This is a genomic window from Rhizorhabdus sp. GW822-FHT03C02 (assembly GCF_058801765.1).
The window spans coordinates 1,422,932-1,444,817 of the sequence record NZ_JBXANN010000001.1; the positions used below are offsets into that span (position 1 = coordinate 1,422,932).

A 21,886-nucleotide genomic window follows, 5' to 3' on the forward strand; every position below is an offset into this window, starting at 1 on the left:
TGTGGACGCATAGCTCAGTTGGTAGAGCAGCTGACTCTTAATCAGCGGGTCCTTGGTTCGAGCCCAAGTGCGTCCACCAAACCTTTCAATGGCTTAGCGCCGTTATCTGACATTTTGATCGGAAAAGCCGCTGTCAGGCGGCAGCTTTCGATGGTGGCGATGTGCGCGGACGCCGCATTCGCCCCGGCCGATATAGCCGGCAGCTTGCCCCCTTCGCGATCGCCATTCTCCAAAAAAGAAAGGGCGGATGATCGGATGATCACCCGCCCAGTTTATGCAGTCAGGGAACCACTTCGCCTGGACTACCTCGGAAATCGGATCAGAAGCTGACGGTCGCCTCGGCGCCGAAGGTGCGCGGCGGGTTGAGATTGCCATAGTCGCCGAGAATGCCGGCATAGCTCGTCGAGACCAGCGTGCTGCCGTTATAGTTGAAGGTCGGCGACGAATTGGCGGCCGAGCGGCGATAGATATAGGTCCGGTTGAACAGGTTCCGGCTCCACAGCGCCACCGTGAGCTTGGCGCGGCTCTGCAGGTCGATATCGGCGAGCGCGATGCGGCCGTTCACGACGAAGCTGGAGTCGGTCTTGGTCGGCTCGAGCTGGAAGCTGTACTGGCTGCTCGCATAGTTGGCATCGAGGTGCAGGCGGATATTCGCCTTGGCGTCGAACACCGGCAGCACATAGTCGATCGCGCCCGACGCGGCGTGCTTCGGCGTGTAGACGATATAGAGCTGCTGCGGCGCGCCGCCGGTGATCGGGTTCACTGCCGCCGGCGCCTTCCAATAGGTATAGGCATAGGATCCGGAGAGCGTCAGCCCGTCGGTCGGCTTCACCGTCAGATCGGCCTCGATGCCGCGGATCTTGGTGTTTCCGGCATTCTGGGTCTGCTCGATATGGCTGCCGTTGGTCGGGCTGGTCGCGCTGGTATCGTACAGGTCGAAATCGAACTGGGTGTTCGATCGGTCCATGATGTAGCCGGCGACGTTCAGCCGGGCATGATGGTCGAGGAAATCCATCTTCGCGCCAGCCTCATAGGACTTCACCGTTTCCGGACCAAAGGCGTTGAAGCTCTGCGAACGGTCGTTGGCGCCGCCGGCGCGGAAGCCGGTCGCATATTTGGCGTAGAGATGGACGTCGGGGGTCGCGTCGAACGCGATGTTCACCATCGGATCGAAGCGGCTGATGCTGTTGCTGAAGGTGAAGCCCTGCGCCGCATTGTTGACGACATAGAGACGGCCATGGCGATCGTCCTTGGTCCAGCGGCCGCCGGCGGTGATGTGGAGCATGTCCATGCCCGCCGGGGTGAAGGTCAGGTTGCCGAACAGCGAATAATTATGATCCCAGGCCTCGCTGGCACGGGCGATGAACTGGCAGCTGTTGGCGAACTGCGGCACGGTGGCGGCCAGGCTGTTGTTGCACGACGCGGCATAAGGCTGATAGCCCGAGTTGGCACTGGTGATCACGCCGGTCGGGATCGGGCTGCGGATCGTGTAGGCGGTGCCGTCGGCGTTCCACAGATTGCTGAGCGGCGTCGCGGCATATTCGCTGGCATGCTCGGTATAATAATAGCCGCCGACGACATAATCGAACTGGTTGACGCTGCCGACCGCCTGCAATTCCTGGCTGAACTGGTGCTGGTCGAGGAAGGATAGGCTGTAGCGGCTGAAATTGGTGTTCGGGGCATAGGTCTGCCGTTCGGGGCCGCCCGAATTGTCCCACTGGTCGGTGCTGACCCCGCGCCATGCGGTGATCGAACGCAGCTCGATCCAGTCGGCGGCCTTGTAGCTCAGGTGCGACGAGAAGCCGTGGGTGATGTCGACGCTCGGCTGCTGCGGCACCCCGACATCGGCGACCTTCTGCCGGTCCGAATGGACGCCGACGATCGGCGCCTTGGGAGCGATGCAAGGATTGTTGAGGCCGCCTGCGCCGTTGGAGGTGTTGCACTGGGCGCCGTTGAAGAACAGGGTCGTGCCGTTCGTGCCGCCATAGGTGCCGACATTATAGCCATTGGGGTTGTAGCTGAGCAGCTGGCTGTACTGCGGCGTGTTCTCGTCCTTCGCATAGTCATAGGCGAAGTCGGCGGTCAGCCCTTCGATCGGGGTCCAGCGCGCGGCGACGCGGCCACCCTTGCGATCATAATAGTTCCAGCCGGTCGATCCTTCGAGCGGATCCTTCACGGTCGGATCCTGGTGCTGATAGACGCCGTCGAGCTTGATCGCGATATTGTTCCAGGCCGGCAGGTCGAGATGCATCTCGCCATTATGGCTGCCATAATTGCCGATGCCGGCAACGATACGGCCGTCGAACTCGCCGGTGGGCGCCTTGGTGACGATCGAGAGCGCGCCGCCTTCGGTGTTGCGACCGAACAGCGTGCCTTGCGGGCCCTTGAGGACCTCGATCCGCTCGACATCGAACAGCGCGGCATTGAGGCCCTGGGTCTTACCCAGCGCCACGCCGTCGATATAAACGCCGACGCCTGCGTCGCGTGCGGTCTGGTTCTGGTCATAGGGGACGATGCCGCGGATACCGATCGTCAGCGCCGACTGGCGCGCTTCGAAGGTCGCGACGCGCAGCGAGGGAATCGCGCCGTCGGCGAGGTTGAACAAGCTCTGGACATGGCGGTCGGCGATCGCGGTGTTGCTGAGCACGTTGATCGACATCGGGGTCTTCTGAAGATCGGTCTCGCGCCGCGTCGCGGTCACGACGATCTCGCCGAGGCCCGAGCTGTCATCAGCCGCGGCAGTGGCCGGCGACACCGCCGGCACGGCATCCTGCGCACAGGCCATGCGCGCATCCATCATCGCCAGCGCCACCAGCGGCAGCGCGACCAAAACCCTTTTATACGTCATGTCCAATTGTCTCCCCCAAGGCCGTGTTGGGGCACGCCCTGGTATCCAGTAACTTTAGTTACGAGCGCCGATTATCCATCGTTGATTTCAGTTTTGTGACGGGTGCTGCGACTTTGTGCGGCAGCGCAAAAATCATGGTGCGAGGTCGAACAACGGGCTCTGCCCGGCGATTGTGATCGCCTCGCGATTCGTGGCATGGACGACCCACCGAGATGACAGTGATCCGTGCCTGGATGAGCAGCCCGCTTATGCGCCGATCGCGATCGGGTCTGGTGCTGGCCGCGATGCGCCTCGCGATGGCGGTGATATTCGGGTTCATGGCCGCGATCGATCCGCATCATCCGTTCCGAACCATCTCGGCGGCGTGGATCGTCTATGGCGCCTATCTGTTGTTTGCGGGCGCGATGCTCGCGGTGGCGTTGCGCAGCTGGTGGTTCGACTATCGGCTGGCCCGAATCGGCTTCGTCATCGATGCCGCGACGTTTCTGATCGGGCTCTTCGTCACCGAGGCGGTGACCCTCGACTTCTTCAGCCCGTTCGTGACCTTCTTCGTCTTTCTGATCCTGACCTCGGCGACCCGATGGCCGCCGCGTACCATCCTGATCGTGGCGGTTGCGCTGGCGTTGTGTTTCCTGGCGGCCGGGATGCTGGCAAATTGGGACGGCCTGCGGCCCGACACGCCAAGGTTCATCCGCCGCTTCATCTATCTGATCACATTGTCGCTGATGCTCAGCTGGTTCGCCTTCAGCCGGAACATGTATCAGGTACCGCGCCATGTCCGCGGGGCGGCCGGCAATGGCAACCCGCCGCCGGAAGAGGCGATCGACTATGCCGTCGCGGCCTATGGCGCGGCGCGGGGATGGATCGCCTGGATCGGCGAGGGGGAAGCGCGGCCGCAAATATATGGGGCGCAAGCCCCCCTTCCCGCCCTTTCGCGCGCTTCGATCGACGATGCGGGCATCGATCCGATGCTGTTCGACACGCTTCGCCACAGAACGCTGGCGATCGATGCGGACCGGCGCCTGTCCGCCCATGGCGACACCCGGCCCGGCGGGCTGATCGCGATGCTGGGCATCGGTGAAGGGCTTTCGATCCCGGTCAGGGGGCGTAGTGGGCATGGGCTCGTGGTGCTGACCGGCATAGTCGGGATATGCTCCGACGACCTGCTGGGTGCATCCGGCGTCGCACGAGAGATTGCCGCGGCGATCGACGAAGAGGAGACCGAGGCGCTGCAGCGCGAGGTCGCAATGTCGCGGCTACGGTCGCAAATCGCGACCGACCTGCACGACAGCGTCGTCCAGACCCTCGCCGGCACCCGCTTCCGGATCGAGGCGCTGCGGCGACGTATCCCGGACCAGCACGATGTCACGGCCGAAATGCAGAGGATGGTCGCGGGGCTGTCCGCCGAGCAGGACCATGTCCGCGCGATCATCGATCGGTTGCGGCGCGGGGAGGTGCAGCCGGGAAAGCGCGACCTGCATCAGGAGGTCATGGAAATCACCGGCCGGCTGGCCGAGCTCTGGTTGATCACCGTCATAGTCGATATGGGTCCCGGCCACCTGACCCTGCCCACCGGGATCATCTTCAACGTGCAACAGATCATACGCGAAGCCATCGCCAACGCGGTACGCCACGGCAAGGCAGGCACCGTCCGTATCGGCGTGGCCCTGCCGGACCCGACGCATTTGACCTTGTCGATCGAGGATGACGGATCGGGCAATGAAGCCATCGAACCGCGGTCGATCGCGGATCGGGTCAAGGCGCTTGGCGGCACGCTGAGGCTGCGGTCGGACGCGGCCGGTACTCGGCTCGACATCGATCTGCCGATGGCGGAACCGGCATGACCCGGCTGTTGATCGCCGACGATCACGAATTTCTTCGCGCCGGGCTCGAGGCCGTGCTCGGCAGTCTCGGCTATGCGATCGTCGCCTCGGTCGGCGACGGCGACGCGGCGCTGGCGGCGATCCGGCGCGACGATCCCGATGTCGCGATCCTCGATATCCGCATGCCCGGTCGGAGCGGTGTCGCGGTCCTCGAACAGCTGCGCGCCGATGGCGACGAGCGCCCGGTGCTGCTGCTGACCGCCGAACTCGACGACCCAAGCCTGTTGCGGGCGATCAAGGCGCGCGTCGACGGCATCGTCTTCAAGGACACGGCGGCGGCGATGCTGCAGATCGCGATCGAGAAGGTGCGCGCGGGCGAACGCTTCATCGATCTGGCGTTGATGGACAAGGCCTTCCGGCTGGTCGCGCAGCCTGCGTCCGCCGATCCGCTGGCCATGCTGTCCGACCGCGACCGCAAGATCGTCGAGGGCGTCGCCGCCGGCCTGCGCAACAAGGACATCGCCGGCGAACTGAACATCACCGAGGGGGCGGTGAAGGTCTATCTCCACCGCATTTTCGACAGGCTCGGGGTCAGCAATCGCACCGAACTGGCGTTGGCGGTACGCGAACGGGACGGCCGTTCCTAGACCCAAACCCGACCAACTTTGCACGTCGTGATTGCGCCAGCGCAACCCCGCAGAGGCGGGCCGATTTTGGCCCAGCGCAGCGTCGGACGGGCTTGAAATAGCCCCGCTATTCCTGCGCCCCTCCTTCTCGTGCCGAGCCAAAATCGACTCCGTCATGACGTGCAAAGTTGGTCGGGTTTGGGTCTGATGTCGTCCGGGGCTGGCCGGGTGTTTCGCTTCGCTGCCCCCGTCACCGCCGGGCCGTCGCCGCAACTCTACGCCAACATGTTCGATATGCCAGCATGACATATGTCCATCCGTCGCCGGGAATTGCGAATATTCGGGCAAAATACATCACCCGATCGGGTAATTTCCTGACATCCGTCCATCTTGTACAGTGGGGCGAGGCAATGCTTGTTGCGCGATGGGGAGGTTCGACGGATGCCATCGAAATCGGATCCCGCTCTTCCAATACGAATAGTGATCGCCGACGATCATCCATTGGTACGCGACGGCATATCCGGGCTGATCAACCTCCAGCCGGACATGACGGTCGTGGCCGAGGCGGGCGACGGCGCCGAAGCGATAAGGCGGTTCGAGGAATTCCAGCCGGACCTCGTCCTGATGGACATCCAGATGCCCGGAATGGGGGGGCTCGAAGCGATCGAGGCGATCCGGCGGCGGTCGTCGCACGTCAGGATCATCGTCCTGACCACCTATCCCGGCGACGCCCAGGTGGTGCGCGCCATCCAAGCCGGCGCCGCCGGCTACCTGCTCAAGAATTGCATCCGCAAGGAGCTTCTCGAAGCGATCCGCCGGGTCATGGCGGGCCGTTCGGCGATGAGCCCGGAAATCGCGCATGAACTCGCGTCGCACGCGCTCGACGAGCATCTCACCGGCCGCGAGGTGGAGATATTGGGGTTGGTGGCGGACGGCCATGCCAACAAGATGATCGCGCGGCGGCTGGACCTGTCGATCGATACCATCAAGGCGCATCTCAAGCATATCTTCGAGAAGCTCGGCGTCGACGATCGCACGCACGCGGTCACCGTCGCCAGCCGGCGGGGATTCATGCTGCGCTAGAGTCTGGCTGGTCGGGTCAGGTTTAGCGTTCGCCCATCGCGCGGCGACGCCAGGCCGTACCGAGGCGGTTCCATGACGGTCGCCGCTGGTCCTGATAGGCGATCTTCGCGGGAACGCTCAGGCGTATGTCGGTCCCCCTCCCCGGTTCGGTCGCGATCTCGAGCCGACCGTTCATCTGCTCGGCGCGCTCGCGCATGCCGACCAGCCCATAATGGCCCAGGCGCCCCCTCTCCAGGATCTGCGGCGCGATCCCCGTCCCGTCGTCGCGCACGGTCAGCGCGAGTTCCTGCCGGGAAAAATGCAGCCATATCGTGATCCGGCTCGCCGATGCGTGACGGACCGCGTTGCGCAGCGATTCTTCCGCGATCCGCAACAGTTCGCGGCTGACCTCGGGCCTCACCGCCTGCGCTATTCCTTCGACCGAGAGCTGGCAGCTTGGGATCGGGCCTGGCGCGATCGATCGCGCCGCCTGCCGCAGCGCCTCCGCCAGGCCGTCGGGCGCCGCATCGCTGCGCAGCGCCAACACCTGGTCGCGGCCGTCGCCGATGATCGCGTCGGCGCGGTCGAGCGCCTGCTCGATCGTCTCACGCGACCGGTTTCCGGCCGGAAGGCCCTCGATCGCGGTCTGGACCACCAGGGTCAGCCCCTGGACGCCCTGCAGCAGCGTGTCGTGGAGTTCGCGGGCGATGCGCTCGCGTTCGGCCGTCTGTACGTCGAAGCGCGCCTGCATACGGGCCCGGACCGATCGCGTCCTCAGGCGGAGCAATAGCCATATCAGCAGCGCCGACAGAGCGAGGCACAGCAGCTTGAACCAGATCGACTGCACCAACGTCGGCGGGATGGTGAACGTCACCGTCGCACCTTCGCGGTTCCATACCCCGTCATTGTTCGCCGCCATCACCCGGAAGCGGTAGGTGCCGGCGCCGAGATTGGTATAGAACGCCTCGCGCCGCTCGCCCGCGTCCACCCAGTCCTGATCGACACCCTCGAGCTGATAGCGGAAATGCACCCGCCGCGGGACGGTGAAGCTCAGGCCGGCATAGCTGATGGCGATGCTCGTCGTTCCCCGGGCCAGTTCGACCGCCGGCGGCGGATCGCGATATTGCACCGACCCCGCCAGGAGCCCGCGAATATGCACGGGCGGCGGAATATTGTTGCGGATCAGCTTCGCCGGATCGATCCAGACCACGCCTCCGACGAGGTTGAACCAGATCCGGCCGTCGCCGCCGCGGACCGCGCCGTTCTGGCTGCTGAGATTGCGGACCTCGGGCAGCCCGTCCTCGAAATCGAAGATCGTCGGGGTGATCATGGTGTGGGTGGGGGCAAAGGCACGGCCGAGTTCGGCCGTATCCACGCGGACGATGCCGACCTGCCCGAGCATCCAGGTCTGGCCTTCCGGGGTTTCGACCAGATCGGTCAATCCGGACAGCCATGGGAAGCGTCCCAGATCCGCGACCTGCAGCGACCGGTCATGGACCCGTGCCAGGCCGAATGGTCCGCCGATGACGATGCCCTGGCTGGTGCTCCGGATCAGCCGATCGATGATCGCGATGCGGAGCGGCTTGCCCCCGATCCGGGCGTGCGTGACGAGGGGAGCTATGATCCGCCCCTGGGAATCGAGCGGGCCGATATCGCCCGCGCCGAGCAACGCGATCGTCTTGCCATCGCTGGTCGAGGTAAGCGCCGCCGGCGACAGCCTGCCGGGGGGCGAGGCCAGACGCCACCGCCCGTCGCGATATCCGTAAAGCGACATCGCCGCGTCCGAAATCGGGGATCGCGTGACCCAGAGGATTCCGCGCGCCTTATCCAGAGCACATCCGCCGATATTGTCGGAACCGAGATGCCTCGAAAATATGGCCGGAGGAGATCGTTTTGTCAGGGCACCATTTTTTATGTAGATGAAGACATTGCTCGCCATCACGACGACCTCGCCATGGGCTGCCTCGCAGATGAAGCGCGGAGCGGCCAGCGATGTGGCGAGGAGCTTCGGTCGGCCGTGCGGCGGCACCTGGTACAGCGCATCGGTGGTTCCGATATAGACCGAGCCGTCGGATGCGGCGAGCAGCCCGGCGCCATTTGCCGACGCCACGGTCAGTCGCGGCTCGTTGATGATGCTGACCTTGCGGAATTCGTCGAGACCGCGGGTCGTGCCCACCCAGATATTCCCCTCGCGATCCTCGAACAGCGGCGTCGTGGTGTCGGCGGTCAATCCGTCCTTCGATGACAATCCTTCGACTGCCGCCTTCAGGTCGCTGGCCGTCCGGGACGCGTCCGCCCGTGGCTCCTGCACCCGAAACAGGCCATCTCCGTTCGCGATCCACAGATTGCCATCCCGGTCGAAATGGGTGACCGCCGTCCAGCGACGAAATGGCGGCGTCGGGTAGACGTTGCCTTCGGTGGTCGTCGGTCGCAGCAGGCGGGTGCCGCGGTCGTCCGAAATCCAGAGATGTCCCTCGATGTCCTCGCTGAGCTTGGTCCGGCCGAAGGTCTTCGCGACGCGAATGAATCGCGCCTCATTCTCGCGGCGCCTGTAAAGTGTTTCATAGGATTCCAGCCAGATCGTTCCGTCCCGGGAAACGAAAATGCCGCGAAACGACGTTCCGTCATTGACGTCGAACGCGCCGTCGACCCTCGCCCACCTCCCGTTCCGGCGAACCAGAAAGGGGCGATCGGTGCCCTGCTGAAGCACCCAGATCGTGCCGTCGCGGCTCTGGGCCACGCCACTGGGTTCCGGTGCGGTGCTCGGGACCGAACGATCCATCCGCAATATGCCGGCGCGATAGGTCGCGATCATGCCATGGTCGTAGAAGACCCAGATCGTGCCGTCCTGCGCTTTCAGGAGAAACAGGATCCGACCGTGCACCAATTCCCGATCGCGCGATATGATCTCCTCGAAACTGATGCCGTCGAACCGATAGAGGCCGATCGAACTTCCCAGGATCAGATAACCGCGTTGGTCCTGGGTGATCGCGTAGATGATCGGCGGAACATGTTCGGCGGCGGTCCAGCGCGAATGCTTGTAGTCGATCAGTTTGCGCGGCGGGTCGCGCACCTCGGCGCCGGCGGCCAATGGCGCGGCGACGATCAGGAGGACGGCAAGCAGGACCGCGCGGACCCATCGATCGAGCGCGGTAGCGCGCCGCGCGCTCATGCGAGGTCGGGCCGGCGAATGGCTCATCATTGCCCCCTTCTCGCGGCGCCGATCCACTCCGGCCGGGGCGGGTTCGTTCCGCCGGATGGGGTCGGTCGGACTGTGATCGCCGATGCGGCAGGCGGCATCACCCCAACGGGTGATCGCGCGGTGTCATATGGGTGATGTGCCGGTCGGCGGCGGGTGCGAGACCTGTCCGGCACGCCGCGCGAACGAAAGGGGCCTGGGGGAACGTCATCGCCATGGCCGTCATATCCGCAACCCCGGCCGAGGAGCGCCGCTGCCCCGCGCGTCATGACTGCGCACGCCTGCGCTATGCCGCGATCCGGCGCGGGCCGGCCTGATGGCCGAAACCGACACGCCACCGGAGGGGGCCTTGCTCACCACCATCACCACGCTGATCGCGCGGGGCGGGCATGAACGCTTCATCGCCGATGAATTCGAGCGGGTGTTCGGGGCGGCCGGCGAGCCGACCCACCATCTCGCCACCCTGCTGATCCAGCAGGAAGGCGGTCTCAGCTTCCTCGTCTCGCAGTTCCGCGACGAGCGCGCGCTCGCGGCATGGCATGCATCGCCGCTTCACCGGCAGATGATCGACGGGTTCGAAAGCCATTCGCTGCGGGAATTGTGCCGGATCGAACGGCCGGTCGTGCGCATCGCGGTCCCGAGCGGCGCCTCAGGACCGAAATGGAAGGCGCTGCTCGCGAGCTGGCTGGTCACCTTCCCTTTGCTGCTGGCGATCGTCCGGCTGCTCGAGATCGTCGCGTCGGGCGTCCCCTTCGTCGTCCGCATCGCGATGACCTCGATCATGATGTCGGCGCTGATCACCTGGGTGATCTCGCCGGTGGTCCTGCGCGTCACCCGCACCTGGCGGCTCCGGAACCAGCAGATGAAGATCGTGGTGATCGAGCCGCCGACGGCCTCCTGACGGGCGGCCCGCCTGCAGGCGGGTGGCGACGGCCCAGTCGGCAGGGTCCTATCGTTTGAACAGGATCATCTTCTCGGCGGTCATCTCATGCATCGTATAGGGGATTCCGCCCACCCCATGTCCCGACACATGACGCCCGGCGAACGGCATCCAGTCGGTCCGGAACGCGCTATGATCGTTGATCATCACCGCCGAGGCGTCGAGCCGTTCGGCGGCGTCGAGCGCGTTCGGCAGGTCGCGGGTGAAGATGCTCGACTGGAAGGCGACCGGCAGCGCGTTCGCCGCGGCGATCGCCTGGTCGAGATGGTCATAGCCATAGACGCAGGTCAAAGGCCCGAACACCTCGAGCGTCGATACCTTGGCGTCGACCGGCGGCTCGACCAGGATCGCGGGTTTGAGGGTCGTCTCGCTCAACCGCCCGCCGCCGATCAGGCGGGCGCCGGCGGCCACCGCTTCGCCGATCCAGCTTTCGACGCGGTCGGCCTCGGCCGGGTTGATCAGCGGTCCCACCTCGGTGTCGGGCAGGGTCGGATCCCCGACCCGCAGCCGGTCGACCCGCGCGGCGAAGCGTTCGAGGAAGGCGTCGCGTATGTCGGAATGGACATAGATGCGCTGCACCGAAACGCACACCTGCCCGGCATGATAATAGCCGCCCTTGGCGATCGGTTCGATGATCGCGTCGAGGTCGACGTCGCGATCGATGATCAGCGGCGCGACGCCACCATGCTCCAGCGCGCATCGCGCGCCGGGGGCGAGAATCGAGTGCAGATGCCAGCCGACCCGCGCCGATCCGATGAAGCTCAGAAAGGCGACGCGCGGATCCGTCGCGAACTTCTCCGCCAGGCCGCGTTCCTCGGGGAGGAAGGTCTGGACCCAGCCTTCGGGCATCCCCGCTTCGTGGATCAGCCTGACCAGCTCGAAGCAGCACATAGGCGTCGCGCCGGCCGGCTTGACGATCACCGGGCATCCGGTGGCGATGGCGGGCACGACCTGGTGGACGATCAGGTTGAGCGGGTGGTTGAACGCCGAGATCGCCGCGACCACGCCGATCGGCTCATGGATCGTCCAGGCGCGCCGGCCGTCGCTGGCCGGGGTCAGCCCCATCGGGATTTCGACCCCGCCGCGGGTGCGCAACAGCTCGGCAGCGCTGCGTATGCCGTCGATCGCACGATCGGTTTCGACCAGCGCATCGGCATAGGGCTTGCCGCCCTCGCGCGCGATCAGCATGGCGAAGGTTTCGCGTTGCCCGGCGACACGCTCGGCCAGCTTGTGGAGGATGGCGATCCGCTCATGCGGCTTGAGCCACGCCTGCCGATCGAGGAACAGCCGGCGTGCGGTCGCGAGCTTCGACTCGAGCGCGGCGGCGTCGTCGCCGGGAAGTTCGGCGATCGGTGCGCGATCATAGGCCTGTACGACTTCGATCATTCTTGCCTCCACAATCGCCGCAACCGGCGCGAAATTGTCGTTCAGCTCTCGGCCGAAGCCGAAAACGCATCCATCGCGCGGGCCGAGTAGACCAGCGCGGCACCCGCGTTCAGCGCGATCCCGATCCCGAGCGCCTCGGCGACCTCCTCCTGGGTGGCGCCGGCATCCCGGGCAGCCTTGGTGTGGACGGTGATGCAACCGTCGCACCGCAATGTGATAGCGCAGGCTACCGCGATCAACTCCCGGGTTTTGGCATCGATATGCCCGGTCCTGGCGCTCGCCCCGCTCAGCGCCGCATAGCCCCGCGTCGTTTCGGGCGACAGCTTGCCGAGCCCGGCTACGCCGGCGAAAATCTGATCGCGATATTGGTTCCAGTCTATCATCGACATGGCGCATGCCCCTTCATTCGAGCCGTTCGACCGCCGGTGTCGACGGGCCGCGGAAGACGGATCGATCATATCGGGTGCCATCGCCCGCCACCCGTAAAACGTCGTAAAGCGAATGAAATCGACATGGCTGCAGCGGATGGCGATATCGAGCGGCGCAGCGGGCTGTGATGCACCGACGCCGTCGGCTATTGCCTTGCGCCCGCCGACCGACAATCAACGGGCATGGAATTTTCCGATCTTCAGGCCTTCGTCCACGCCGCCGGCCTCGGCGGGCTGACCCGGGCGGGCGATCGGCTGGGCGTGTCGAAGTCGATCGTCAGCCGGCGGCTCGCCAGGCTCGAGGCCGAACTCGGCGCCCGGCTGCTGACCCGCACCACCCGTGGCATCTCGCTGACCGAGGCGGGGCAGACGTTCCTCGTCCACGCCCAGCGTATCCTCGCCGAGGCGGAGGAGGCGCGCGCGGCGCTGGCCGGGCGCGACGGCGAACTGGCGGGGCAGTTGCGCCTCGCAGTCCCCCTCTCCTTCGGCGTCGAGCATCTCGCGCCGGTGCTCGCCGCCTTCGCCGGACGCCATCCCCGGCTCGCGCTCGATGTCAGCTATGGCGATCATGTCCATGATATCGTTAGCGAAGGATATGATGCGGCGCTGCGGATCGGCGCGCTCGGCAATTCGAGCCTCGTCGCGCGCAAGATCGCGCCGATGCGCGCGATCGTCGCCGCGTCGCCCGGCTATCTGGAGGGCCACAGCACCCCGAAGCTGCCGCAGGACCTCGCCGACCATGATGTGCTGATCTACGCCGGCACCCGCGACCCCGGCCTGTGGATGTTCGACGCCAGGCCGCGTCCGGTCGGCATCCGCGTCCAGGGGCGGATCCGTGCCGACAGCGGCGAGGCATTGCGCGCGGCGGCGGTCGCCGGGCTCGGCATCGGCATCTTCCCGGCATTCATGATCTATCGCCAACTCGAGGCCGGAACGCTGGTACCGGTCCTCGCCGACCATCCACTGCCGGTGATGGGGCTTCATCTCGTCCGTCCGGCGGGGCCGTTGCCGGCCAAGCTGGCGATGCTCGCCGATTTCCTGGTCGCGCATTTCGGCGGCGAGCAGCCCTGGGACGTCGCCTGCCGCACGGCGCTGCGTTCCGATTGAGGCAACATAATGTCGCATCGCACGGCTATTCCGTGCGAATGGCGCAACGCCTATTTCCTGTGGGTCATCATCACGGGGTCCGATCCATGAAGTATATCGCAACGTCCGCCGCCGCCCTGCTGCTCGCCACCGTCGGCGCCGCAGCCATTGCCCAGTCCGGCCCGGCCAACACCAGTCCCAAGGCGGTGCAGGCCGGCGACTATGCCGTCGAGCCCGCGCACACCCGGGTGCAATTCACCGTATCGCATATGGGTTTCTCCGACTGGTATGGCGACCTGACCTCGGTGTCGGGCAGCCTATCGATCGATCCCGCCAAGGTCGCGGCCGCGAAAGTCGACATCAGCATCCCGGTCGGGTCGGTGTCGACCACCAACGCCAAGCTCGACGAGGAGCTCAAGAGCGCCGACTGGCTCGACGCCGCCGCGCACCCGACGATCCGTTTCGTGTCGACCAAGGTCGTGCCGGTCGGCGCCAACAAGGCGGCGATCACCGGCAATCTCACCTTCCACGGCGTGACCCGCCCGGTGGTGCTTGCCGCGACCTTCAACGGCGCCGGGACCAATCCGCTGAGCAAGGCCTATACCGTCGGCTTCAACGCGACGACGACGATCAAGCGCAGCGATTATGGCGTGAAGACCTATGTGCCGCTGATCGGTGACAGCACCGAACTGCGGATCAGTGCAGCCTTCGAGAAGAAGGCGGGTTAAGTTCGAGCGGACGGCGGGCATCTGCGCCGCCGTCCGCCCGGCCCGATCGAGGAAATAGCCATGCGTCAGCCCAGCCTGTTCATCCCCCATGGTGGCGGCCCCTGCTTCTTCATGCCCGACCCCGCGGGCAACTGGACCGGCATGGAGGCGTTCCTGCGCGCCCTTCCCGCCAGCCTGCCCGAGCGGCCCAAGGCGATCCTGGTCGTGTCGGGCCATTGGGAGACACGCGGCTTCGCCTTCACCGGCGCCGTCCAGCCGCCGTTGATCTACGATTATGGCGGCTTTCCCGCGCACACCTATGAGTTGCGCTACGATGCGCCGGGCGATCCCGGCCTCGCCGCGCGCGCCGCGGCGCTGCTGGCGGAGGCGGGCATGACCGCCTGGGTCGACCCGGCCCGCGGGCTCGACCATGGCGTGTTCGTGCCGCTCAAGGTCGCCTTCCCCGATGCCGATATTCCGGTCGTCGAGATGTCGGTCGATCGCGATCTCGACCCCGCGCAGCATATCGCCGCGGGTCGGGCGCTCGCGGCGCTGCGCGACGAGGGCGTGCTGATCGTCGCGTCGGGGATGAGCTTCCACAATATGCGCGGCTATGGCGACCCGCGCTTCACCGATCCGTCGGACCAGTTCGATGCCTGGCTGACCGCTACGGTCGAGGCCCAGCCGGCCCAGCGCGCCGCCGCGCTCGTCCACTGGGCCGATGCGCCCGCCGGTCGCCTGTCGCACCCGCGCGAGGAGCATCTGCTGCCGCTGATGGTCGCGGCGGGGGCCTCCGAAGCGCCGGGCAGCCGCATCTATGCCGAACATGTGCTCAAGACGGCGATTTCGGGGTATAGCTTCGCATGATCCGCGAGGTTCTGCGCCAGCATGCCGCCCTGCGCGACGATATCGGCGATCTCTCGACCCGGCGGCCGCTGCCGGGCCCCGGCTTGCCGCAGGTCGATCCGTTCCTGTTCCTCAACCATCATGGGCCGCAGACCTATCGTCCGGGCAATGGGGGCCTGCCGTTCGGCCCGCATCCGCATCGCGGCTTCGAGACGGTCAGCTTCATCCTGGCCGGCGAAATGGCGCATCTCGACAGCGGCGGCCATGAAAGCGTGATCCGCGCCGGTGGCGTCCAGTGGATGACCGCGGGCTCCGGGCTGGTCCATGCCGAGATTTCGCCGGCCTCGTTCAAGCGCGACGGCGGCCCGCTCGAGATATTGCAGCTCTGGGTCAACCTGCCCGGCCGGCTCAAAATGGCCCCGCCGGCCTATGTCGGTCTCCAGCGCGAGGATATTCCGGCGATCTCGGTCGAGCGCGGCAAGGTCAATCTGATCGCCGGCCATTTCGCCGGACGCGAGGGACCGGTCGCGACGCTGACCGGGGTCGCGATGATGACCGTCGAACTGGAGGCCGGCGGCCAGGTCACCCTGCCCGCGCCCGACGGCCGCAACATCTTCTTCTATGTCGTCGCCGGGCGTCCCGAAGCCGGCGGGGTTCCGCTCGAACCCGCCCATCTGATCGAGTTCGGCCGGACCGGCGACCATGTCGACGTGACGGCGACCCAGCCCGCGACGATCCTCTATGGCCATGCCGAGCCGATCGGCGAGCCGATGGTGGCGCATGGTCCGTTCGTGATGAACACGCGCGAACAGATCGGCGAGGCGATCCGCGACTATCAGGCCGGGCTGTTCGGGGCGATTCCCGAAATCAGGTAAAGCCGGCATCGCCGCGATGATGATCGGGCCGATCGCGCAATGGCGGGTGCCAGCCGCGCGAGCCTCGGCTATATGGCCTGCCTACGACAAGGCATGCGAGACGAGAGAGACCGATGCAGGGAATGGGTGAGGATTGTCCGTTCGAATTCAATTTCGATCCGGCGACGTTCAAGGTCGGTGATACGGTCAGCTACCGGGTGACCGGCAGCCTCGCCGACTGGCCGTTCGCCGGCACCCTGGTCGAGGTCCATGACGACCATGTCGTCATCGCCGCCGATATCAACGATCCCACCAGCTATATGCGCGGTACCCGCGAGAGCCGCCCGGTCGTCGACGAGGCCGATATCTGATCGCGGCTCAGATCGCGATCTCGCGCCGTTCGCGTACGCTGGCGAGGCCGGCTTCGAAGATCGTCATGGCCGCCAGCGCGGCATCGGCCCCGACCGGATTCTCATCCACGCCAAGGATCGCATCGCGCACCCCGGCATAATAAGACGGATAGTCGCCGTGCTCGGTCGCGACGGCCTCGGTCCGCGCCACGCCGTCGCCGTCCACCGCGGTCAGTTCGCCGGCGATCGGATCGACGCCCCAGCCGGGCGCGTCCGGCATCAGCCCCGCGGTCGCCTGCCCCTCCTGCGGGTCGGTCCCATGCTTGATATAGCTGCCCGCGGTGCCGTGGATCGCGAAGCGCAGCCCGCTGGCCTGGGTGCTCTGTGATGCGTGGAGGATCACCCGCAGATCGGGATAGCGCAGCAGGACATGGGCATAATCGGGCGCCGCGGCCCCGGGGCGCTGGATCGCGAGATCGGCGAACACCGCCTGCGGCATCCCGAACAGATGCAGCGCCTGGTCGACCAGATGCGGCCCGAGATCCTGCCAGATGCCGCCGTCGCGGCGATCCTTCCAGCGATCGAGTATTTGCGGGCGATAACGGTCGAAATGGCTTTCAAACTGGACGATCCGGCCGAGCCGCCCCGAACCGATCAGCTTGCGCACCGTCAGATAGTCGGCATCCCAGCGGCGATTGTGGAAGACCGACACCAGCAGGTCGCGCTCGGTGCCCAGTGCCGCGATCCGGCACGCCTGGTCGAGGTCGGTCGCAAACGGCTTGTCGACGACGACGGGCTTGCCCGCCTTGAGCGCCGCCACCGCATGGTCGGCATGGAGATGATCGGGGCTGGCGATCACCACCAGGTCGATCGGCCGCTCGGCCAGCGCGGTCTGAAGATCGGCGACGACGACCGCATCGGGCCAGTCGGCATGGACCTTGGCGGGATCGCTCGAAATTACCGTGGTCAGCGCCAGCCCCGACGTGGCCGCGATCAGCGGCGCGTGGAAGACCTTGCCCGCCATCCCATAACCGACCAGCGCGACCTCGAGCGGCTTCGACATGCGATCTCCTCATGCCGGCCGATCCGGCGCGAAGCGGCTTAACAGCCCGGCAAGCGCTTGGGGAGCCTCACACGAAGTGCAGCGGCACCTTGAGCGCGCCGATCTCGGGGAAACGGGTCGGCACCACCTCGCCCGCCAGGTCGAAGGTCGGCAGCACCGCGAGCATCCGGTCGAGCGCGACCACCATTTCAAGCCGGGCAAGCGCCGCGCCGACGCACATATGGGTGCCGCGGCCGAAATGGAGCGAATCCTTCATGTTCGGCCGGTCGAGCTTGAAGGTCTCGGGGTCCTCGAACACATCGGCATCGCGGTTGGCCGAGGCATAGACCAGCGCGATCGGCTCGCCCATCGGGATCGTCCGCCCGTGCAGGGTGACATCGCGGGTCGCGGTGCGCGCGAAGCCGCGATAGGGCGTATAGAGCCGCATGAACTCGTCGACCGCCGCCGGCACCAGCGTGCGGTCGGCGCGCAGCCGCGCCTGCAGCGCCTGGTCGCGCGACAGATGGACCGCGATCGATCCGATCAGCACCGTCGGCGCGATGATCCCGACCACCAGCACCTGGCGGATCGTCCCGACGATCATCTCGTCGGGCAAGGGCTCGCCGTCGACCCGCGTCGCCAGCAGCGCGCTGGTCGCATCGGTTGCGGGATCGAGCGGATCGGCCTTGCGGGCGGCGACGAGGTCGCGCGCCATCGCATAGAGCAGCAGGCTGGTTTCCTTGGTCGATTCCATGTCGGCCGACTGGACCGCGATATTGTAGCGGCGACCGACCTCGCTCAGCGACATGATCTGGTCCTGCGGCAGATTCATCCAGTGCGCGAACACCTGGATCGGCATCCGCGCCGAGAAATCCTCACAAATGTCGCCGCCGCCCTTGGCGACCATCTCGCCCAGCATCTCGTCGCAGATCGCGGCGATGATCGGCTCGAACCGTGCCACCCGGCGTTCGGTTAGCAGCGGCGCCAGCGCGCGCCGATAGGGCGTATGCTCGGGCGGATCGAGATGGAGCGGCGGGCGCCGCCCGGTGAAGGCGACCGCGGGCACGACATTCTGCTTCGAGGTGATGAAGGTCGCGCTGTCGGCGGCGGCCGCGGCGACGTCGGCATGTTTCATCAGCGCCCAGAACCCGCCCCAGGCATCGCTGTGCGCGACCGGGCATTTTGCCCGAAGCGCCTTGTAGTCGGCGTTCGCGCTGTCGAATGTTTCCGGCAGAAGCGGATCGAAGTCTTGCATTGGGCCTCCCTGATGACCGAACCCTTAGGCAATAATGAAAGCGCTTGCAATGGCTTTGGGTTTTCGACGATGATCGTCGGGTGACGTTCGCTCATCATGGTGCCGAGCGCGAGAGGATGATCGATGCCCCTGATCCTGGCCACCGGCGATATCGCGCCCGACCGTGACGATCCCGATGCCTGTTTCGCCGGCTGTGCCGAGGCGCTGCGCGCCGCCGACCTGGTGTTCGGCCAGCTCGAGACCAGCTTCGCCGAACGCGGCACCCGGCTGCCCCAGGCCCGCCATGCGGTGCTGGCGGTGCCCGAGGGCGCCGCGGCGCTCGGCCGCGCCGGCTATGACGTGATCTCCTTCGCCGGCAATCATTGCCTCGACTGGGGCAATGACGCCTTTTTCGAGACCATCGCCAATCTGGAGGCGGCCGACATCCAGGTGGTCGGGGTCGGCGCGAACATCGCCAAGGCGCGGGAACCGGTGCTCTCGACCCTGCCCGACGGCACAACGGTCGCGATCCTCGCTTATAGTTCGATCCTGCCGATGAGCTATTGGGCCGACGAGCGCCGCCCGGGCTGCGCGCCGATGCGTGCGCACACCATCTACGAGCAGATCGAGCACGACCAGCCCGGCACCCCGCCCCGCATCCACAGCTTCCCGCACCGCGAGGATCTCGCGGCGATGGAGGCGGATATCCGTGCGGCCAGGGCGCAGGCCGACATCGTCCTGGTCTCGCACCATTGGGGCATTCATTTCGTCCGCGCCGAGATCGCCGACTATCAGCGCGACGTCGCCCGCGCGGCGATCGCCGCCGGGGCCGACGCGATCCTCGGTCATCACGCCCATATCCTCAAGGGCATCGAACTGATCGACGGCAAGCCGGTCTTCTACAGCCTGTGCAATTTCGCGACCGACCTGCGGATGGATCCGGTCCATGCCGCGAGCAAGAGCTTCCGCGAGATCCAGGCGCTGGCCGAGGATTGGGTGCCCGATTTCGACAGCCTCTATAATTTCCCCGCGGCCGCGCGCATGTCGATGATCGCGCGGATCGAAGTCGCCGGGGGCAAAGTGACGAGTGCCGGGCTGCTGCCGCTGTGGATCGATCGCGACGCGGTGCCGCGGATATTGCCGCCCGACGATCCGCGCTTCGACGAGGTCGTCGCCTATCTGCGCGCGGTCGGCGCCGAGGCCGGGCTCAACGCCGGCTTCCGCACCGTCGGCGACCATGTCGTGCTGGAACAGGCCGCATGAGCCTGCGCACCAGGACGCCGCTCGCGATCGAGCTGATCACCTTCCTCTATTTCCTCAGCTATCTGCCCAACATCATCGTCACCAAGCTGGTGACGAGTCAGCCGCATCCGGGGCTCGGCCGCGCGCTGACCGGGCTCGAGACACTGCCAGCCTCGCTGATCCTCAACCTCATCCTCACCTATGCCTTCATCTGGGCCTCGGGCTGGCACCGCGACGCGCATGGCGTCCGCATCGCCGGGCACCGGCTGCCGGTGCCGACCATGGCAACCTTCGTCTCGGGGATCGGGACCGCGCTGGTGCTGTTCACCGTGCCCTTGTCGTTCACCTTCGAGGGGGTGAGCATCCCGTTCATCCAGCTGCTGATGCGCGGCGACATCCTGATCGTCGCGCCGCTGGTCGACCTGATCTTCGGCCGGCGGGTGCGCTGGTGGAGCTGGACCGCGCTCGGCATCGTCGCGCTGGCGCTCGCCTTCGTCGTCCGCCAGCGCGGCGGCTTCAACCTGCCCCCGCTCGCGATCGCGACGGTGATCCTCTACACGATCGGCTATTTCATCCGCCTTGCGGTGATGACGCGGATATCGAAGAGCGGCGACCCGGCGGCGACGCGGCGCTATTTCGTCGAGGAGAAGATGATCGCGCTGCCGCTGTCGGTCGCCGCCCTCGCCGCGCTGTCGGCGAGCGGCCTCGGCAGTCAGGCGGGCGAACTCGGCTGGGGCTTTCTCGCGGTCTGGACCGATCCGGTGATCTGGCCGCTCGCAGGGATCGCGGTCACCCTGACGATCATCTCGATCTTCGCCGCGCTGATCCTGCTCGACCCGCGCGAGAACAGCTATTGCGTGCCCCTCGAACGCTCGTCGAGCCTGCTCGCGGGGATCGTCGCCGCATACATCCTCGCGGCCTTCTGGGGGCTGAAGGCGCCGACCCTGCCCGAGACGATCGGCGCCGGTCTGCTGATCGTCGCGATCGTGCTGCTGTCGCTCGCACCGCGCTTCGATCGTGCGAAGCGGGAAGCGCGGGCGGAAGCCGGCTGACCTGCTCCTCGTCATCCCGGACTTGATCCGGGATCTCTTTGCCTTTTCTGACGGAAAGGAAAGAAGTGAGATCCCGGATCAAGTCCGGGATACTGACGTTCGCGGATACGGGCGAACGGTCGCCTCAGGCGCTCTCGCGTACCACCAGCCGGAACCCCACGTCGATATGGTTCGACGGTATATCCTCGCCCGCGGCACGGCGGCGCAGGACGTTGACCGCCTCGCGGCCGATGCGGGCGCCGTCGATGTCGACCGTGGTGATCGTCGGGCGCATCTCGGCGGCGATGGTGAGATTGCCGAAGCCGATCACCGCCAGTTCGTCGGGCACCCGCACCCCGGCGGCGAGCGCCTCGACGAGCACCCCCTGCGCGAGCCAGTCCGAGCTGCACACGACCAGGTCGGGGCGCGGGTCGAGGTCGCGCAGCGACCGGAAGGCGGCGCGGCCCTGGCCGAAGCGGGTCTGGCTTTCGAACGCCTGTTCGGTCGGCGCGTCGCCGCCTGCGGCGATCCAATCGTCGACGAAGCCCTGGCGGCGCTCCATCGCGCGGGTCCCCGATGCCGCCAGCAGATGCGGCCGGCGATAGCCGCGGCTGCGCGCGAAGCGGGCGATGTCCTGCCCGACCGCATAATGCGAAAATCCGACCGCGATATCAATCGGGTCGTCGGGCAGCCCCCAGGTCTCGATGACGGTTGTACGCCGATTGCGCATAAGCTCGCGGCTCGCCCGGTCGGTGAGGATGCCGGTCAGGATGATCGCGTCGGCGCGGCGGGCGAGCGCGGCCGAGATCAGGCTCGGCATGCGGGCATTGTCGATCCCGGTCAGCCCGAGCATGACGATATGGCCGTCGACCGACAATTCGTCGACCATCGCCTCGATCGTCGCGTTGAAGATCGACTGGGCGACGTCGGGCACCAGCGCCGCGACCAGCCCGCTGCGGTTCGAGGCGAGGCTGCCCGCCATCAGATTGGGGACATAGCCGATGTCGCTGACCGCCTGGCGAACCCGCTCGGCGGTCGCCGGCGACAGCATCGCCGGCCGGCTGAAGAAGCGCGATACGGTCGCCGAAGATACGCCGGCCAGTTTGGCCACTTCTTCCAGTCTCGGGTCGCGTTCGCGCTGCATAGGCTCATCTAACAGGAAGTTGCGGTGCCGGAAGAGGC

At 66.4% G+C, this 21,886-nt stretch carries 18 protein-coding genes and 1 tRNA gene; 12 read left to right on the forward strand and 7 right to left on the reverse strand.

Annotated elements, in window-relative coordinates; translation table 11 throughout:
- Positions 1-3 precede the first annotated feature (3 nt).
- Positions 4-79: transfer RNA gene (locus tag AC1RM6_RS06490), tRNA-Lys, on the forward strand.
- Positions 80-319: 240 nt separating this feature from the next.
- Here the strand turns inward: AC1RM6_RS06490 and AC1RM6_RS06495 are convergent.
- The gene (locus tag AC1RM6_RS06495; protein ID WP_493099234.1) at positions 320-2,848 is read right to left on the reverse strand and encodes a TonB-dependent receptor; all 2,529 of its coding nucleotides are present in this window, start codon (positions 2,846-2,848) and stop codon (positions 320-322) included.
- Positions 2,849-3,081: 233 nt separating this feature from the next.
- On the opposite strand from AC1RM6_RS06495, the gene AC1RM6_RS06500 reads away from it, so the two are divergent.
- From AC1RM6_RS06500 to AC1RM6_RS06510, 3 genes are all read left to right on the forward strand, one after another.
- The gene (locus AC1RM6_RS06500; protein WP_493099236.1) at positions 3,082-4,692 is read left to right on the forward strand and encodes a sensor histidine kinase; all 1,611 of its coding nucleotides are present in this window, start codon (positions 3,082-3,084) and stop codon (positions 4,690-4,692) included.
- Positions 4,689-5,318, forward strand: a complete 630-nt coding sequence (locus tag AC1RM6_RS06505) for a response regulator (RefSeq protein WP_493099238.1) — start codon at positions 4,689-4,691, stop codon at positions 5,316-5,318. Before AC1RM6_RS06500 ends, AC1RM6_RS06505 begins: the two co-directional genes overlap by 4 nt.
- A gap of 420 nt (positions 5,319-5,738) precedes the next feature.
- A complete protein-coding gene (locus AC1RM6_RS06510; RefSeq protein WP_493099240.1) occupies positions 5,739-6,380 on the forward strand; it encodes a response regulator in 642 nt (213 codons plus the stop codon).
- A gap of 22 nt (positions 6,381-6,402) precedes the next feature.
- On the opposite strand, the gene AC1RM6_RS06515 is transcribed toward AC1RM6_RS06510, so the two are convergent.
- On the reverse strand, positions 6,403-9,531 hold the full coding sequence (locus AC1RM6_RS06515; RefSeq protein WP_493099242.1) for a sensor histidine kinase: 3,129 nt from the start codon (positions 9,529-9,531) through the stop codon (positions 6,403-6,405).
- Positions 9,532-9,874: 343 nt separating this feature from the next.
- Between AC1RM6_RS06515 and AC1RM6_RS06520 the strand changes: the two genes are divergently transcribed.
- Positions 9,875-10,459 carry a hypothetical protein gene (locus AC1RM6_RS06520; RefSeq protein WP_493099244.1) on the forward strand — a complete coding sequence of 195 codons (585 nt, stop codon included), beginning with the start codon at positions 9,875-9,877 and terminating at the stop codon, positions 10,457-10,459.
- A gap of 48 nt (positions 10,460-10,507) precedes the next feature.
- On the opposite strand, the gene AC1RM6_RS06525 is transcribed toward AC1RM6_RS06520, so the two are convergent.
- Positions 10,508-11,884, reverse strand: a complete 1,377-nt coding sequence (locus AC1RM6_RS06525) for an aldehyde dehydrogenase family protein (RefSeq protein ID WP_493099246.1) — start codon at positions 11,882-11,884, stop codon at positions 10,508-10,510.
- 41 nt (positions 11,885-11,925) lie between these two features.
- Positions 11,926-12,486 (reverse strand): carboxymuconolactone decarboxylase family protein, encoded by a 561-nt coding sequence (locus AC1RM6_RS06530; RefSeq protein ID WP_493099249.1) that lies wholly within the window; start codon positions 12,484-12,486, stop codon positions 11,926-11,928.
- A 9-nt stretch (positions 12,487-12,495) separates the two neighbouring features.
- Between AC1RM6_RS06530 and AC1RM6_RS06535 the strand changes: the two genes are divergently transcribed.
- The 5 genes from AC1RM6_RS06535 to AC1RM6_RS06555 all read left to right on the forward strand — a co-directional run bounded on the left by AC1RM6_RS06535 (position 12,496) and on the right by AC1RM6_RS06555 (position 16,176).
- Positions 12,496-13,419: a LysR family transcriptional regulator gene (locus AC1RM6_RS06535; RefSeq protein WP_493099251.1), complete on the forward strand. Its 924-nt coding sequence runs from the start codon at positions 12,496-12,498 to the stop codon at positions 13,417-13,419.
- Between the two features lie 86 nt (positions 13,420-13,505).
- Positions 13,506-14,126 carry a YceI family protein gene (locus tag AC1RM6_RS06540; RefSeq protein ID WP_493099253.1) on the forward strand — a complete coding sequence of 207 codons (621 nt, stop codon included), beginning with the start codon at positions 13,506-13,508 and terminating at the stop codon, positions 14,124-14,126.
- Between the two features lie 60 nt (positions 14,127-14,186).
- Complete coding sequence (locus AC1RM6_RS06545) at positions 14,187-14,972, forward strand: DODA-type extradiol aromatic ring-opening family dioxygenase (RefSeq protein WP_493099255.1); 786 nt, start codon at positions 14,187-14,189, stop codon at positions 14,970-14,972.
- Positions 14,969-15,826, forward strand: coding sequence for a pirin family protein (locus AC1RM6_RS06550; protein ID WP_493099257.1), 858 nt, complete (start codon positions 14,969-14,971; stop codon positions 15,824-15,826). The genes AC1RM6_RS06545 and AC1RM6_RS06550 overlap by 4 nt, the downstream gene beginning before the upstream one ends.
- A 113-nt stretch (positions 15,827-15,939) precedes the next feature.
- The gene (locus AC1RM6_RS06555; protein WP_493099259.1) at positions 15,940-16,176 is read left to right on the forward strand and encodes a hypothetical protein; all 237 of its coding nucleotides are present in this window, start codon (positions 15,940-15,942) and stop codon (positions 16,174-16,176) included.
- A 7-nt stretch (positions 16,177-16,183) separates the two neighbouring features.
- On the opposite strand, the gene AC1RM6_RS06560 is transcribed toward AC1RM6_RS06555, so the two are convergent.
- Together AC1RM6_RS06560 and AC1RM6_RS06565 are read right to left on the reverse strand one after the other, a co-directional pair.
- Positions 16,184-17,218, reverse strand: coding sequence for an oxidoreductase (locus AC1RM6_RS06560; RefSeq protein ID WP_493099262.1), 1,035 nt, complete (start codon positions 17,216-17,218; stop codon positions 16,184-16,186).
- A gap of 67 nt (positions 17,219-17,285) precedes the next feature.
- Positions 17,286-18,452, reverse strand: coding sequence for a cytochrome P450 (locus AC1RM6_RS06565; RefSeq protein ID WP_493099264.1), 1,167 nt, complete (start codon positions 18,450-18,452; stop codon positions 17,286-17,288).
- Positions 18,453-18,575: 123 nt separating this feature from the next.
- Here AC1RM6_RS06565 and AC1RM6_RS06570 point away from each other — a divergent pair, with 123 nt between their 5' ends.
- Entirely contained in the window at positions 18,576-19,694 is a 1,119-nt protein-coding gene (locus AC1RM6_RS06570) for a CapA family protein (RefSeq protein WP_493099266.1), read from the forward strand.
- A complete protein-coding gene (locus tag AC1RM6_RS06575; RefSeq protein WP_493099268.1) occupies positions 19,691-20,725 on the forward strand; it encodes a hypothetical protein in 1,035 nt (344 codons plus the stop codon). Before AC1RM6_RS06570 ends, AC1RM6_RS06575 begins: the two co-directional genes overlap by 4 nt.
- Positions 20,726-20,849: 124 nt before the next feature.
- On the opposite strand, the gene AC1RM6_RS06580 is transcribed toward AC1RM6_RS06575, so the two are convergent.
- Complete coding sequence (locus tag AC1RM6_RS06580) at positions 20,850-21,815, reverse strand: LacI family DNA-binding transcriptional regulator (RefSeq protein WP_493099270.1); 966 nt, start codon at positions 21,813-21,815, stop codon at positions 20,850-20,852.
- Positions 21,816-21,886 lie beyond the last annotated feature (71 nt).